The sequence below is a fragment of the Serratia sp. ME47 genome (genome assembly GCF_903970925.1).
In the GTDB taxonomy this organism is placed as follows: domain Bacteria; phylum Pseudomonadota; class Gammaproteobacteria; order Enterobacterales; family Enterobacteriaceae; genus Serratia; species Serratia ureilytica.
Window position 1 is genome coordinate 126937 of the sequence record NZ_CAJCKE010000011.1, and the last position, 13432, is coordinate 140368.

General features: G+C 61.5%; 11 protein-coding genes. 3 read left to right on the forward strand and 8 right to left on the reverse strand.

The window, feature by feature from the left end; translation table 11 throughout:
- Nucleotides 1-59: 59 nt before the first annotated feature.
- Genes bcsA through bcsR form a run of 3 tightly spaced genes read right to left on the reverse strand, consistent with a single transcriptional unit; the run spans nt 60 to nt 3595 of the window.
- On the reverse strand, nt 60-2663 hold the full coding sequence (gene bcsA, locus H7A77_RS13280) for a UDP-forming cellulose synthase catalytic subunit (protein WP_033645053.1): 2604 nt from the start codon (nt 2661-2663) through the stop codon (nt 60-62).
- On the reverse strand, nt 2660-3400 hold the full coding sequence (gene bcsQ / locus H7A77_RS13285; protein ID WP_033645054.1) for a cellulose biosynthesis protein BcsQ: 741 nt from the start codon (nt 3398-3400) through the stop codon (nt 2660-2662). The genes bcsA and bcsQ overlap by 4 nt, the downstream gene beginning before the upstream one ends.
- 3 nt (nt 3401-3403) lie before the next feature.
- On the reverse strand, nt 3404-3595 hold the full coding sequence (bcsR, locus tag H7A77_RS13290; protein WP_033645055.1) for a cellulose biosynthesis protein BcsR: 192 nt from the start codon (nt 3593-3595) through the stop codon (nt 3404-3406).
- Nucleotides 3596-3784: 189 nt separating this feature from the next.
- On the opposite strand from bcsR, the gene bcsE reads away from it, so the two are divergent.
- The 3 genes from bcsE to bcsG are packed head-to-tail and all read left to right on the forward strand — an operon-like array spanning nt 3785 to nt 7198.
- Nucleotides 3785-5353: a cellulose biosynthesis protein BcsE gene (gene bcsE, locus H7A77_RS13295; protein ID WP_060660090.1), complete on the forward strand. Its 1569-nt coding sequence runs from the start codon at nt 3785-3787 to the stop codon at nt 5351-5353.
- Nucleotides 5340-5546, forward strand: coding sequence for a cellulose biosynthesis protein BcsF (gene bcsF, locus H7A77_RS13300; RefSeq protein WP_033645228.1), 207 nt, complete (start codon nt 5340-5342; stop codon nt 5544-5546). Before bcsE ends, bcsF begins: the two co-directional genes overlap by 14 nt.
- Nucleotides 5543-7198, forward strand: coding sequence for a cellulose biosynthesis protein BcsG (bcsG, locus tag H7A77_RS13305; protein WP_033645057.1), 1656 nt, complete (start codon nt 5543-5545; stop codon nt 7196-7198). The genes bcsF and bcsG overlap by 4 nt, the downstream gene beginning before the upstream one ends.
- 287 nt (nt 7199-7485) lie before the next feature.
- Here the strand turns inward: bcsG and dppF are convergent, their stop codons facing one another.
- The 5 genes from dppF to dppA form a co-directional block, all read right to left on the reverse strand.
- Nucleotides 7486-8475 (reverse strand): dipeptide ABC transporter ATP-binding subunit DppF, encoded by a 990-nt coding sequence (gene dppF / locus H7A77_RS13310; RefSeq protein ID WP_015376237.1) that lies wholly within the window; start codon nt 8473-8475, stop codon nt 7486-7488.
- Entirely contained in the window at nt 8472-9452 is a 981-nt protein-coding gene (gene dppD, locus H7A77_RS13315; protein WP_033645058.1) for a dipeptide ABC transporter ATP-binding protein, read from the reverse strand. Before dppD ends, dppF begins: the two co-directional genes overlap by 4 nt.
- Before the next feature lie 15 nt (nt 9453-9467).
- Nucleotides 9468-10370, reverse strand: a complete 903-nt coding sequence (dppC, locus tag H7A77_RS13320) for a dipeptide ABC transporter permease DppC (RefSeq protein WP_182074298.1) — start codon at nt 10368-10370, stop codon at nt 9468-9470.
- An 11-nt stretch (nt 10371-10381) separates the two neighbouring features.
- Complete coding sequence (dppB, locus tag H7A77_RS13325) at nt 10382-11401, reverse strand: dipeptide ABC transporter permease DppB (RefSeq protein WP_033645060.1); 1020 nt, start codon at nt 11399-11401, stop codon at nt 10382-10384.
- A 168-nt stretch (nt 11402-11569) separates the two neighbouring features.
- Nucleotides 11570-13177 carry a dipeptide ABC transporter periplasmic-binding protein DppA gene (dppA, locus tag H7A77_RS13330; protein ID WP_033652448.1) on the reverse strand — a complete coding sequence of 536 codons (1608 nt, stop codon included), beginning with the start codon at nt 13175-13177 and terminating at the stop codon, nt 11570-11572.
- Nucleotides 13178-13432 lie beyond the last annotated feature (255 nt).

The following is a 13432-nucleotide window of genomic DNA, read 5'->3' on the forward strand; positions in this document are numbered from 1 at the left end:
ATCATCATCAATGTTGGAGCCTGTTCACCGGGCGAGTGAGCGGGCGGTTGAACTCGCAGCTAACCCACGGTTTCTTGTTGACCCAAGGTCGGATCCCTGCCGACGCCGCGCGGAATAAACGACACTACCCAGGCGGTCAGCGACGTGACCCCGACCAGCAGACCGCGTACCAGCGGCGGCGCGTAGTCCGCCATGCGCACATAGCCGCGGAAGCCCAGCGCCAGCACGTCGCGCAGGCTTTCGATCGGCCGGTCTTCAGGGAACCCGTCCTGCCACAGCGCCCAGGTATCGGCGCGGGCGAAGGTGCACTGAATAAAATCGATGTGTTCGCGGGTGGAAAGACTGACCAGACGCACCCCCACCTTGTTGCCGAAGGCGCGCGTCACCACGCAGGGGAAGCTGTACTCCTGCTGGCCGCGTTTGAGCAGCAGCGAGGCCTTGTCGCCTTCTTTCAACGTGTCCGCCACCCGCATCTCGATGCCCACGCCGCCATCGGAGTAATCGCGCAGCGTGCAGGGGTAGAGATGGCCGTCGGCACGCGCGATCGCCGCCGGCATGGCGATCTCCACGCGGTGCGCCTGACGCACCTGTTTGGCTTCCACCGCCACCGCCACCGCGCCGCCGAGAATGGTCATGTTGTACAGCACCCACACCAGGCTGATGATCACCGTCATCACCTCGTCCGTCGGGCCATAGGCCAGACGCCAGGCGCCGAACGCCAGCCCGGCGAGGTTAAGAACCACCAGGAACATGTAAGGCCGGGTGATCACCCAGTCGACGTGCTCCTCCTCCACCAGCCCGCCCTTGGCGGTCACGTTGAATTTGCCCTTGTGCGGATTGAACAGCGCCACCGTCGTCGGCCGCGCGATATACCAGGCCAACACCGTTTCATAGATTTCGCTCCAGAACGAATGGCGGTATTTCCCCTGGATGCGCGAGTTGGTCAGGCTGGCGTGGATCATGTGCGGCAGCACGTAAAGCGCGATCGCCAGCGCCGGCGCAAAGATGATGTAGGCATGCAACAGCAAAAACGCCAGCGGCGCGGTGAGGAAGATCAGCCGCGGGATGCCCGACAGGAAGTGCAGCATGGCGTTGGCGTAGCACAGGCGCTGCGCCAGTTTCAGCCCCTTGCCCAGCAACGGGTTGTCGAGCCGGAAGATCTGCACCATGCCGCGCGCCCAGCGAATGCGCTGGCCGATGTGCGCCGACAGGCTTTCGGTCGCCAGCCCGGCGGCCTGCGGAATGCGGATATAGGCCGAGGTATGCCCGCGCCGGTGCAAACGCAGCGAGGTATGGGCGTCTTCGGTGACGGTTTCCACCGCGATGCCGCCGATTTCGTCCAGCGCGCTGCGGCGCAGGATGGCGCAAGAGCCACAGAAGAAGGTGGCGTCCCACATGTCGTTGCCGTCCTGCACCAGCCCGTAGAACAAAGTGCCCTCGTTGGGCGTCTGACGGAAGCGGCCAAGGTTGCGCTCGAAGGGATCCGGCGAGAAGAAGTGGTGCGGGGTCTGCAGCATCGCCAGCTTTTTGTCTTTGAAGAACCACCCCATGGTCAGCTGCAGGAAGGAGCGCGTCGGGACATGGTCGCAGTCGAAAATCGCCACGAACTCGCCGGTGGCCTGCTTCAGCGCGTTGTTGATGTTGCCGGCCTTGGCGTGTTCGTGAGTCGGCCTGGCGATGTACTTCACTCCCACCTCGGCGGCGAACGCCCGGAACTCGGGGCGATTGCCGTCATCAAGGATATAGATGTTCACTTTCTCTTTCGGCCAGTCGATGCCCAGCGCCGCATAGATGGTGGGCTTCACCACCCCGAGGTCTTCGTTGTAGGTCGGCACCATCAGATCGATGGTCGGCCAGGTGGCGCTGTCTTCGGGCAACGGCACCGGCTGGCGGTTAAGCGGCCAGATAGTCTGGAAATAGCCCAGCACCAACACCACCCAGGCGTAAGTTTCCGCCACCAGCAACAGCAGGCCGCATACCAGGCTGAGCGGATCGTCCCAGTTCAGCGTGGCGGTATAGCGCCACCACAGGTAACGGCAGGAGACGGTCAACGACAGCACGATCAGCATCAACGCAGGCAAGCGCCCCGGCACCCGGCGCACCACCATCGCGATCCCCCACAGCAGCAGAACGAACACGAACTGCGCCGACAGATCGAACGGTTGCGAGATGCACAGCATGGCGAGGATCGCCGCCAGCACGCCGACCAGAATGAACAGCGCGCGCCGCAATCCGCGGTTCATGCGGCCGAGTCGCTCTACCGAGCGCTGTTCCACGCCGGCGTTTTTCAGCCGCTGCGGCAAGCCCTGCAGCCAGTCGGCATAGCGCTGCTGCAGCCGCCGCCAACCGGCGAAATAATCGCGCTGCACCGGCGCGCGGCCGCTGCGGAACAGCAGCAGCCACGCCCCCTGCAGCAAATAGCGCAGCGCATCCGCCGGGCGGGGGCGTTCGGCGGACAGATGCGGGAACCAGTAAGCGCGGCCGGCGCGCACGCGCCGCCAGGCCGGTGACTCCAAACGCAGCAGCATCCACCCCAGCGCCACCAACAGCGTAGTGAAAAAGGCGGTCAGCGCCGACGCCCCGCTGCGGCGATAGGCGCGGTAACGCGCCTGCACCGCCTGGCGCACCGGCGGCACCAGCAGCAGGCTCAGCACCCGACTCATGGCGCAATGCCCCGTTTGAGGTTGATCAGGCACCAGTTGGCCAGCGTCAGCACTTCATCCGCCGCCAGGCTCTCGGGGCGGTACTCGCCCAGCGGCTGTTTGGCCGCCAGCGCTTCCGCCAGCGCTTCATCGCGGTGGATAACCACCGGCAACAGGCCGCTCAGCGTTTGCAGCCACAGCTGATGCAAATCCTGCTGCAGCCGGCTGGCCGAAGAGTAATGGTTAATCAGGAAATGACTTGCGTGCGGCAGCGCCTGCTGATGGAGCCGCACCTGGCAGTTGGCGTCGGGGTTCAACAGCACGAACACGCTGTCGGCCAGTTGCAATGCCTGCTGCGCCAAAACGCCATCCCCGACCGGGACGTCCAGCAGGATCCAGCGCTGCGGATCGCCGGCCATCAGCTGACGCAAATTATCGCGCCAGCGATCGGGATGCGCCTGACACCGATGTTGCACTTCCAGCCGTTCCGCCGCATTCAGGCGGCCAAACGGTAAAAAGTCGAGGTTTTCGCAATAACGCAGCGCGCCTTCCCGCCAACCGCCGCCGTCCTGTTCCGCGCGTGCCCAGCCGCGCGCCAGTTCGAACGGCGTGTTGAAATGCAGGCGCAGCAGATTGTCCGGCGTAAAGTCTATCGCCAGCACCGACTCGCCAAGCTGGCGCAACGCCCAGGCGAGCGCCGCCGTGACTGACGTCGTCCCCATTCCACCCCGCAACCCTTGCAGCGCGATCGCCGGCATAGATCAGTGGCTCCCCGCGTTTTGCGCCAATTCGGCCAGCAGCGGCCAGCGCGTCATCATTTGCGTTAACCGCTCCTGCCGCGAAATATCGACATAGCTTAATTTTGGTAATGAAAAAGCCTGGCTGAGCGCCTGCAGGTCATCCTGGCTCTCCTCCGGCGCCGCTGCACGAAAATGGCTGGGTGCGTTATTCATTCTTCCGCCTTGGCGAAAATAGGCTATGTTAATTAACTATAGCAACGATACAAAAAGAGACAGGCAATAAGATGATTCTCAACAAATATTATTGAAGAGCATCGGAGATTTGTTATTGCCAGCGTAAAAATGGCTATCTTTAAATATAAACGCCTTTAGTCGGCTTTCAACGAAAGTAGAACACATCCTATGGCGCACTCTTTTTCTCTAGGCATTCGGCAGATTTGGGAAGAGCTGTCGGTGATGCAGGCCCCCGGGCTTTATTGGATCAATATCGACAGGCAAAGCGACGCCGCGCTGTTGTGTCGCCAGGCCATCGCCGCCCAGCCGGCCACCCGCAAGCTCGCCCTGATCTGCAGCGGAGACAAACCCGATCGCCTGCTGGCCGAGCTGGCTGCGCCCGCTTTGCAGAAGCTGCCGCTGTATCAACTACCGGAGAAAAAAGCCGCGCTGGCGCAGTTGAGCGACGATCTGATGCGCGCCCTGCGGCCGCAAAATCGCTTACTTATCCTGCTGGCCCACGCCAGCCTGTGGCAAACCTTCACCACCGAAGAACTGCGCGAATGGACGCGCACCCTCGCCGCCTGGCTGCGGCGGCAGGGGTGTACGCTATTGATCCTCAGCCACGGCGGCGGCATCAATAAGCTCAAAGGGCAGCTCAGCACACAGCACCGCATCCTGAACGGCCTGTCCAGCCTGCAATGGCAGCAGGACAGCGCGCAATACCTGGTGAACTGGTGGAGCACCGAAAACGGCATCAACGCCAATCAGCTGCTGACGCTGTATGCGGCGGAAGGCGGTTGGCAGGGCGAGGAGGAAAATAGCCAACCCTCCCCCACCGCCTTGCGCAGCGACGAAGGCCAGTATCTGGCCGAGCGCAGCATCCTGGAAGGCGCACCGCCGCTGTCCGCCAACTGGCAGCTGTTGGAGAGCAACGACGAACTGGCGCAGCACGGCATGCTGAGACTCTCGGCGACGTTGATTTTCGCGTTGTATCAAAGCGACCAAATCGATCATCTGGCGCACCAAATCCACACCCTGCGCCGCAGCCGCGGCAACGGCCTGAAAATCGCGGTGCGCGAGATGAGCGCCAGCCTGCGCTACAGCGACGAACGGCTGCTGCTGGCCTGCGGCGCCAACCTGATCGTGCCGCACGTCGCGCCGCTGTCGCGTTTTCTGACCATGCTTGAAGGCATCCAGGGGCAGCGCTTCTCACGTCACGTGCCCGCCGACATCGATGCGCTGCTGGCCGGGCTGCGTCCGCTGCAGCTGAAAGGCTACATGCGGCCGGAACCGTTTAGCCAGGCGGTGCTTTCGCTGATGGCCAACACCTTGCTGCCCGAGGACGGCAAAGGCGTGATGGTGGCGTTGCGCCCGGCCACCGGCCTGCGCGCCGAACAGGCGATGACCCTGTGCCACCTGCGGCGTTTCGGCGACGTGATGACCGTGGTGCAGGGGCGCCTGGTGCTGTTCCTCTCCACCTGCCGCATCAACGATCTGAACACCGCGCTGAAGTTCATCTTCCGCCTGCCGGTGGATGAAGCCTTCAGCAACCGGGTGGTGTGGCACCAGGATGTCGATATCATTTCGGAAATCAAACGCATGGCTCAGGGGCGCTGGCAGCTTACCGCCACCGGCGCCGCGGGCGTCGCGCCGCCGCCCCCCGTGGTGACGGCCGCAGAGCCCGCAGAACGCCGCCAGCCGATCGCTTTCACGCTGCCGCTTGGCCCGCAGGAGGAAAAGCATGCTGAACCTTAACGACATCCTGCAACTGATCTTGCTGTGCGCGCTGGTCTTCATTCCGCTGGGCTACGCCTTTCACCGGCGTTTTCCGCATTTGCGTCAATACTGGCAAAACCTGTTGTTATCGCCGCGCTATTTGAAATCCGCCGGTTTATGGGTGCGCACAGGCTCATCCTCCCAGATTAAACGTCATAAGAAGCAGCCATGAATCCAAACTCAAATACGCAATCCGATAACGCTCTGTGGCGCTACTGGCGCGGGCTGGGTGGCTGGAACCTCTACTTTCTGGCGAAATTCGCCCTGCTGTGGTTCGGCTACCTGAATTTCCACGCGCTACCGAACCTGGTGTTCATGGCCTATCTGCTGATGCCGATCCCCTCGCCGCGGCTGCACCGCTGGCGCCATTACCTCGCCATCCCGATCGGCATCGCGTTGTTCTACCACGATACCTGGCTGCCGGGCATCAACAGCATTCTCAGCCAGGGCTCTCAGCTGGCCGGCTTCAGCGCCCAGTACCTGCTGGAGCTGGTCAGCCGCTTTATCAACTGGCAGATGGTCGGCGCCGCCTTCGTGTTGCTTATCGCCTACCTGTTCGTCGCCCAGTGGGTGCGCGTTACGGTGTTCACCGTGGCCGCGCTGGTGTGGCTCAATATCGTCAACATCGCCGGGCCGGCGGTCTCACTGCTGCCCGCCAGTTCCACGGCTGCCGCCGGCGGCGCCGGCACGCCGGCCACGGCCGCGCCGACGGCAGGAGATAATGCGCCGGCAGACAGCCTGCCGCCGACCAGCGCCAACCTGACGGCCTATCTGAACCAGTTCTACGAGCGGGAAAAAGGCCGCGCCACCGCGTTCCCGGCCACTTTGCCCGCCGACGCCCAACCGTTCGATCTGTTGGTGATCAACATCTGCTCGCTGGCCTGGGCCGATATGGAGGCGGTCAACCTGCAGAATCATCCGCTGTGGTCGAAGATGGATATCATGTTCGACAGCTTCAACTCGGCCACCGCCTACAGCGGCCCGGCGGCCATACGGTTGCTGCGCGCCAGCTGCGGCCAGCTTTCGCATCACGATCTGTACCAGCCGGTGAACCAGCAGTGTTACCTGTTCGACAACCTGGCGAAGCTCGGCTTCAAGGAACAGCTGATGCTCGATCACTCCGGGGTGTTCGGCAACTTCCTGAAAGAGCTGCGTGAACAGGGGGATATGCAGGCGCCGCTGATGTCGCAGGCCGGCGTCGGCAACGAACTGACGTCGTTCGACGGCGAGCCGATTTATAACGATCTGGAATTGCTGACCCGCTGGCTGGATCAGCAGCAAAAAGCCGGAGACGCCCGCACCGCCACCTTCTTCAACGTCATTCCGCTGCACGACGGCAACCGCTTCGTCGGCTCTAACAAGAGCGCCGACTATCAGCCGCGCGCGCAGAAGCTGTTCGATCAGCTGAACACCTTCCTCGATCAGCTGGAAAAATCCGGCCGCAAAGTGGTGGTGGTGATCGTGCCGGAGCACGGCGCGGCGTTGGTGGGTGACAAGATGCAAATGTCCGGCCTGCGCGATATCCCCAGCCCGAACATCACCCATACGCCGGTCGGTATCAAACTGATCGGCATGAAGGCGCCGCATCAGGGCAGCCCGCTGCAGATCAAAACGCCGAGCAGCTATCTGGCGCTGTCGGAGCTGGTATCACGTCTGGTGGACGGCAAAGTCTTCAGCGAGTCCAGCGTCGACTGGCAGGCGCTGACGCAAGGGCTGCCGCAGACGCCGGTCATCTCCGAAAACGACAACGCCATCGTGATGCAATATCAGGGGAAACCTTACATTCGCCTGAACGGCGGCGATTGGGTGCCTTATCCGCAATAAGCGCGGCCTTATCGACCCAAAGCACGCCGACGGCGTGCTTTTTTTATTGAGCAAGTCCGACAAAAGGCGAAGTTAAACATCTGGCAAAAATATTATTACTCACCACCCGTTAAATTTTTTATTCGCTTATTAATTCATTGCGAAAATTCCTATAAAAATAAGCATTCGTCAGATTTTCGTTAAGCATTCAATAATGCCCTGAAAAGCGATTCGATTAACTGATTGATTAAATAATAAAAAACGCCGGCGTTAAGCCGGCGTGGGTTTATGCGGTGAAATCCGACGCTTTACGCCCCCGGATGTTCGTCCTGATCGACCGCAAAACAGGCCACCATCTGCTCACCGTACTGCTTCAGCTGCGGCTGCAGCTGTACGCAGGTGCCGAAGGCGCGGCGGCAGCGGGCATTGAATGCGCAGCCCGGCGGCGGGTTCATCGGGCTGGGCAGTTCGCCGGTCAGCTTGATGCGCTCGCGGCGCATATCCGGGTTCAACCGCGGCGTCGCCGAGAGCAGCGCCTGGGTGTACGGATGGCGCGGGTTGTTGAAGATCGCCTCTTTGCTGCCCTTTTCCACGCAGCGGCCCAGGTACATCACCATCACTTCATCGGCGATGTGTTCCACCACCGACAGATCGTGCGAGATGAACACGTAGGACAGCCCCAGCTCCTGCTGTAGATCCATCATCAGGTTCAGCACCTGCGCGCGCACCGACACGTCCAACGCCGACACCGGCTCATCGGCGATCACCACGTCCGGATTCAACATCAGCCCGCGGGCGATGGCGATACGCTGACGCTGGCCGCCGGAGAACATGTGCGGATAGCGATCGTAATGCTCGGTCTTTAGGCCGACCTTCGCCATCATCTCCAGCGCTTTTTCCCGCCGTTCGGCGGCGCTGAGCGAGGTGTTGATCAACAGCGGCTCCTCGAGGATCTGCCCGACCTTCTTGCGCGGGTTGAGCGATCCGTAAGGATTCTGGAACACGATTTGGATCTTCTGGCGCCGCAATTTCTCGGCGGAAACGTCCGGCTTCAGCAGATCCTGTCCCTGGTAGTACAGCTCGCCGCCGGTCGGTACTTCGATCATCGTCAGCAGGCGGCCGAGCGTGGATTTGCCGCAGCCCGACTCACCGACCACCGCCAGCGTTTTACCGCGCTCCAGAGTGAACGACACGCCGTCCAGCGCCTTGACCAGCCGCTCCGGCGCGAACAGGCCCTTTTTCACCGGGTAATGCTTTTTCAGGTCGATCGCCTGCAGTAAAGGTTGATTCTGGCTCATACGGTCGGCCTCCCCGCATCATCCAGCGGTGTGTGACATTTAACCTGACGGCCGGGAATGCTGCGCAGTTCCGGCTCCTCGTTACGGCAGCGCTCGTTGGCGTACGGACAACGCGGATTGAGCAGGCAGCCGGTCGGGCGATCGTATTTGCCCGGCACCACGCCCGGCAGCGAAGCCAGCCGCGCCTTGTCGGCGGCGAACTCCGGCAGCGCGCGCAGCAGCGCCTGGGTGTACGGGTGGCGCGGCGCGCGGAAAATCTCCGCCGCTTTGCCGGATTCCACCACCTGGCCGGCGTACATCACGATGATGTGATGTGCCGCTTCCGCCACCAGCGCCAAATCGTGGGTGATCAGCAACAGCGCCATGTTCTCGCGCTGCTGCAGATCCAGCAGCAGTTCGATGATCTGCGCCTGGATGGTCACGTCGAGCGCGGTCGTCGGCTCATCGGCGATCAGCAGCTTCGGCCGACAGGCGATAGCCATGGCGATCATCACGCGCTGACTCATGCCGCCGGAAAGCTGATGCGGGTACACGTCCAGCCGCGAGGCCGGATCGGGAATCCCCACCTGCGTCAGCAGGTCGATAGCGCGCTGGCGGCGGGTGCGGCGGTTGCCGCCCTGATGCACCTTCAGCGCCTCCATAATCTGATAACCGACGGTGTAGCACGGGTTCAGGCTGGTCATCGGATCCTGGAAGATCATCGCCACTTCGGAGCCCACCAGCTGGCGGCGCTCTTTTTCGGAGATCTTGCGCAAGTCCTGGCCGTTGAACTCCAGCTTGTCGGCCATCACTTTGCCGGGAAAATCGATCAGGCCCATGATCGCCAGCGAACTGACGGATTTGCCGGAGCCGGATTCACCGACGATGCCGACCACCTGACCTTGATCCACGCTGTAACTGATGCGGTCTACCGCGCGGAACGGGGTGCCTTCGTCACCGAAGTGCACCGAAAGCTTGTCTACATTCAATAACGCCATCTCTCTCGTCCTCTGTTACTGCTTGAGTTTGGGGTCGAGAGCGTCACGCAAACCGTCCCCCATCAGGTTGAATGCCAGCACCGTCAGCAGGATCGCCAGGCCGGGGAAGGTCACTACCCACCAGGCGCTTTGCGCGAACTGCAACACGTCGGAGAGCATGGTGCCCCACTCCGGCGTCGGCGGTTGCGCGCCCATGCCCAGAAAGCCGAGAGCGGCCATGTCGAGAATGGCGTTCGAGAAACCGAGAGAAGCCTGAACGATCAAGGGCGCCAGGCAGTTAGGCAGAATATTGACGAACATCTGACGCAGCGCGCCGGCGCCCGCCACCCGCGAAGCGGTGACGTAATCGCGGTTCACCTCCGCCAGCACCGCCGCGCGCGTCAGACGCACATAGTGCGGCAAGGCGACGAAGGTGAGCGCCAGCGAGGCGTTGACGATCGACGGTCCGAATACCGCCACCAGCACCAGCGCCAGCAGCAGGCTCGGCAGGGCCAGCATGATGTCGACGACGCGCATGATCACCGCGTCCACCGCGCCGCCGAAGTAGCCGGCCAGCAGGCCGAACACCACGCCCATGACCAGCGACAGCACCACCACCAGACAACCGACCAGCAGCGACAGGCGCGCGCCGTACATCAGGCGCGACAGCACATCGCGGCCCACGTCGTCGGTGCCCAGGATGTATTGCCAACTGCCGCCCTCCTGCCACACCGGCGGCTTGAGCAGCGCGTCGCGGAACTGGTCCGCCGGCGCATGCGGCGCCAGCACCCCGGCGCCGAGCGCGATCACCAGCATCCAAACGATATACACCAGGCCGACCACGGCCCCTTTATTGCGCTTGAAATAGTGCCAGAACTCCTGAAACGGGGTCATCGGCTTCGGCGCACCTTTAACTGCAGACTCAGTGATTTGAGACATGAGAGCGCCCCTTATTTCTTGTGGCGAATACGCGGGTTGACCACGCCGTAGAGCACGTCTACCAGCAGGTTAACCAGAATGATCATACAGGCGACCAGCAACACCCCGCCCTGCACTACCGGGTAATCACGGCGCTGCAGCGCGTCGATCAGCCAGCGGCCCAGACCCGGCCAGGAGAAGATGGTTTCGGTCAGAATGGCGCCGGCCAGCATGGTGCCGACCTGCAGCCCGATCACCGTCACCACCGGCAGCAGCGCGTTGCGCAGCGCGTGAACGACGATCACCCGCATGCGGCTCACGCCCTTGGCGCGCGCGGTGCGGATATAGTCTTCGCCCAACACCTCCAGCATCGAGGAGCGGGTCATGCGCACGATCACCGCCAGCGGGATGGTGCCCAGCACGATGGCCGGCAGGATCATGTGCATCACCGCATCGATAAAGTCGCCCGGTTCGCCCCAGATCAGGGTGTCTATCAGCATGAAGCCGGTCAGCGGGTGGCTGTCGTCAAGGAATACCGTGTCGCTGATGCGCCCCGACACCGGCGTCAGGTTAAGCTGCACCGACACCAGCATGATCAGCATCATGCCCCACCAGAAAATCGGCATCGAATAGCCGGTCAGCGAGATGCCCACCGCGGTATGGTCGAAGACCGAGCCGCGTTTGACCGCCGCCAGCACCCCGACCGGGATGCCCACCAGCACCGCGAAGATCATCGCGCACAGGCCTAGCTCCAGCGTGGCCTGAAAACGCGGAACGAACTCGCTCCAGACGGAGATGCGGCTTTTGAGTGAGGTGCCCAGATCGCCGTGCAGCACGTTGGACACGTAGGAGAAATATTGTTGATAGAGCGGCTTGTCCAGCCCCATTTCCGCCATCAGCTGCGCGTGGCGCTCGGCGGAGATACCGCGTTCCCCGGCCATGATGGTCACCGGGTCGCCGGGGATCATATGGACGAATGCAAAAGTCAGCAATGTAATGCCGATAAACGTTGGGATAACTAACCCCAAACGTCGGAGTATGAACTGCAACATATCCCGAACTCTCTGTATCAATGCCCGGCAGCTCATCGTCCGCCAGGCTTATTAACGCTCACATGCCTTTGAACGATCCAACGGCCATACGCCGGAGACTGGTCAGCAGAGGCGCAAACCTGTTGCGCCCCTGCAAGTCCATTCGTGCATCTCCGGTTTAGGTCGGAATCAGTCTACAGAGACATTCTCGAAGTGATGCTTGCCGAGCGGATCCACGACGTAGCCCTTCACTTCCTTACGCACAGGCTCATACACGGTGGAGTGCGCGACGATCAGCGCCGGAGCCTGATCGTGCATCACCACCTGCGCCTGCTTGTACAGTTCGATGCGTTTGTCGTGGTTGGACTCGGCGCGCGCCGGTTGAATCAGATCTTCAAACGGCTTGTAGCACCAGCGGGAGTAGTTGGAGCCGTCTTTCGCCGCCGCGCAGCTGAACAGCGTGGCGAAGAAGTTGTCCGGATCCCCGTTGTCGCCGGTCCAGCCCATCATCACCGTCTGGTGCTCGCCCGCTTTGGCGCGCTTGAGGTATTCACCCCACTCATAGGTCACGATTTTGGCTTTCACGCCGATCTTGGCCCAGTCGGCCTGGATCATTTCCGCCATGCGGCGCGCGTTCGGGTTGTAAGGACGCTGTACCGGCATCGCCCACAGGTCGATGCTGAAACCATCGGCCATGCCCGCTTCTTTCAGCAGTTCTTTCGCCTTGGCCGGATCGTAAGCGTAATCCTGCACCGCGTCGTTATAGCCCCACATGGTCGGCGGGATCAGGTTCTTGGCCGCCTGGCCCGCGCCCTGATAAACCGCGTCGATGATCGCCTGCTTGTTGACCGCCATGGTCAACGCCTGACGCACCTTCACGTTATCCAGCGGTTTTTTCTCGGTGTTGAACGACAGGTAACCCACGTTCAGCCCCGGCTGCTCCATCAGGTTGATGGATTTGTCCTGCTTCATGCGGGCGATATCGGCCGGGTTCGGGAACGGCATCACCTGGCATTCGTTTTTCTGCAGCTTGGCGTAACGCACGGAAGCGTCAGGCGTGATGGAGAACACCAGACGATCGATCTTCGGCTTGGTGCCCCAGAAACCGTCGAACGCCTTGTACAGGATTTTGGAGTCTTTCTGGTATTGCAGCAGCTGGAACGGACCGGTGCCGATCGGGTTCAGGTCGACTTTTTCCGGCGTACCGGCTTTCATCATGACGTCAGCGTATTCGGCGGACAGGATGGACGCGAAGTCCATGCCCAGGTCAGCCAGGAACGGCGCCTCCGGGCGGTTCAGCACGAAACGCACGGTGTTGTCGTCTACTTTTTCGATCTTGGCGATCAGCTTCGGCATGTCCATGCCTTCAAAGTATTCGTAACTGCCGCCGGACACTTTGTGGTAGGCGTTATTGGCATCCAACTGGCGTTCGAAGGAGAACACCACGTCGTCGGCGTTGAAGTCGCGCGTCGGTTTGAAATCTTTGCTGCTCTGCCACTTCACGCCTTTGCGCAGGTGGAAGGTATAGGTTTTGCCGTCTTCGCTGACGTCCCACTTCTCAGCCAGGCCCGGCTGCAGTTCGGTGGTGCCGACTTTGAATTCGACCAGGCGGTTGTAGATCGGTACCGAACTGGCGTCGTAGGTGGTGCCGGAGGTGAACAGCTGCGGGTTGAACCCTTCCGGGGAACCTTCAGAACAGTAAACCAACGTCTTGGCCTGTACGCTGGCCGCCACGGTCAGCGCGATCAGCCCAATGCCGAATTTCAGAATCCCCGATTTACCCAAGGAACGTGTCATCGTTAGTGCTCCATTGTGTGATGTGATGTGTGTAATTGCCGCCAGACCTGTATTTTTTATTGCGTGGCCTGTGCGGTCAGCGCCCGAAGGCAGAAGGCGTACGATGAGAGGATGCCGGATGGAACGCATCGCGACGGGGACGTCTGAGCGCGTGGAATTCACTCAAACAACTCTCGCTCTTACCCCTGAGGCTATCAAGTTGCCAACTGTTTGGGGTGTCGTCAATATAACCAGTGGGGATTTACGCAGACTGTG

Bases quoted from the DNA above. Each gene is read 5' to 3' on its own strand.
- dppF (WP_015376237.1), bottom strand. From the start codon at position 8,475: ATGAGCCAGAATCAACCTTTACTGCAGGCGATCGACCTGAAAAAGCAT.
- dppB (WP_033645060.1), bottom strand. From the start codon at position 11,401: ATGTTGCAGTTCATACTCCGACGTTTGGGGTTAGTTATCCCAACGTTT.
- dppD (WP_033645058.1), bottom strand. From the start codon at position 9,452: ATGGCGTTATTGAATGTAGACAAGCTTTCGGTGCACTTCGGTGACGAA.
- bcsR (WP_033645055.1), bottom strand. From the start codon at position 3,595: ATGAATAACGCACCCAGCCATTTTCGTGCAGCGGCGCCGGAGGAGAGC.
- bcsF (WP_033645228.1), top strand. From the start codon at position 5,340: ATGCTGAACCTTAACGACATCCTGCAACTGATCTTGCTGTGCGCGCTG.
- dppA (WP_033652448.1), bottom strand. From the start codon at position 13,177: ATGACACGTTCCTTGGGTAAATCGGGGATTCTGAAATTCGGCATTGGG.
- bcsE (WP_060660090.1), top strand. From the start codon at position 3,785: ATGGCGCACTCTTTTTCTCTAGGCATTCGGCAGATTTGGGAAGAGCTG.
- dppC (WP_182074298.1), bottom strand. From the start codon at position 10,370: ATGTCTCAAATCACTGAGTCTGCAGTTAAAGGTGCGCCGAAGCCGATG.
- bcsQ (WP_033645054.1), bottom strand. From the start codon at position 3,400: ATGCCGGCGATCGCGCTGCAAGGGTTGCGGGGTGGAATGGGGACGACG.
- bcsG (WP_033645057.1), top strand. From the start codon at position 5,543: ATGAATCCAAACTCAAATACGCAATCCGATAACGCTCTGTGGCGCTAC.
- bcsA (WP_033645053.1), bottom strand. From the start codon at position 2,663: ATGAGTCGGGTGCTGAGCCTGCTGCTGGTGCCGCCGGTGCGCCAGGCG.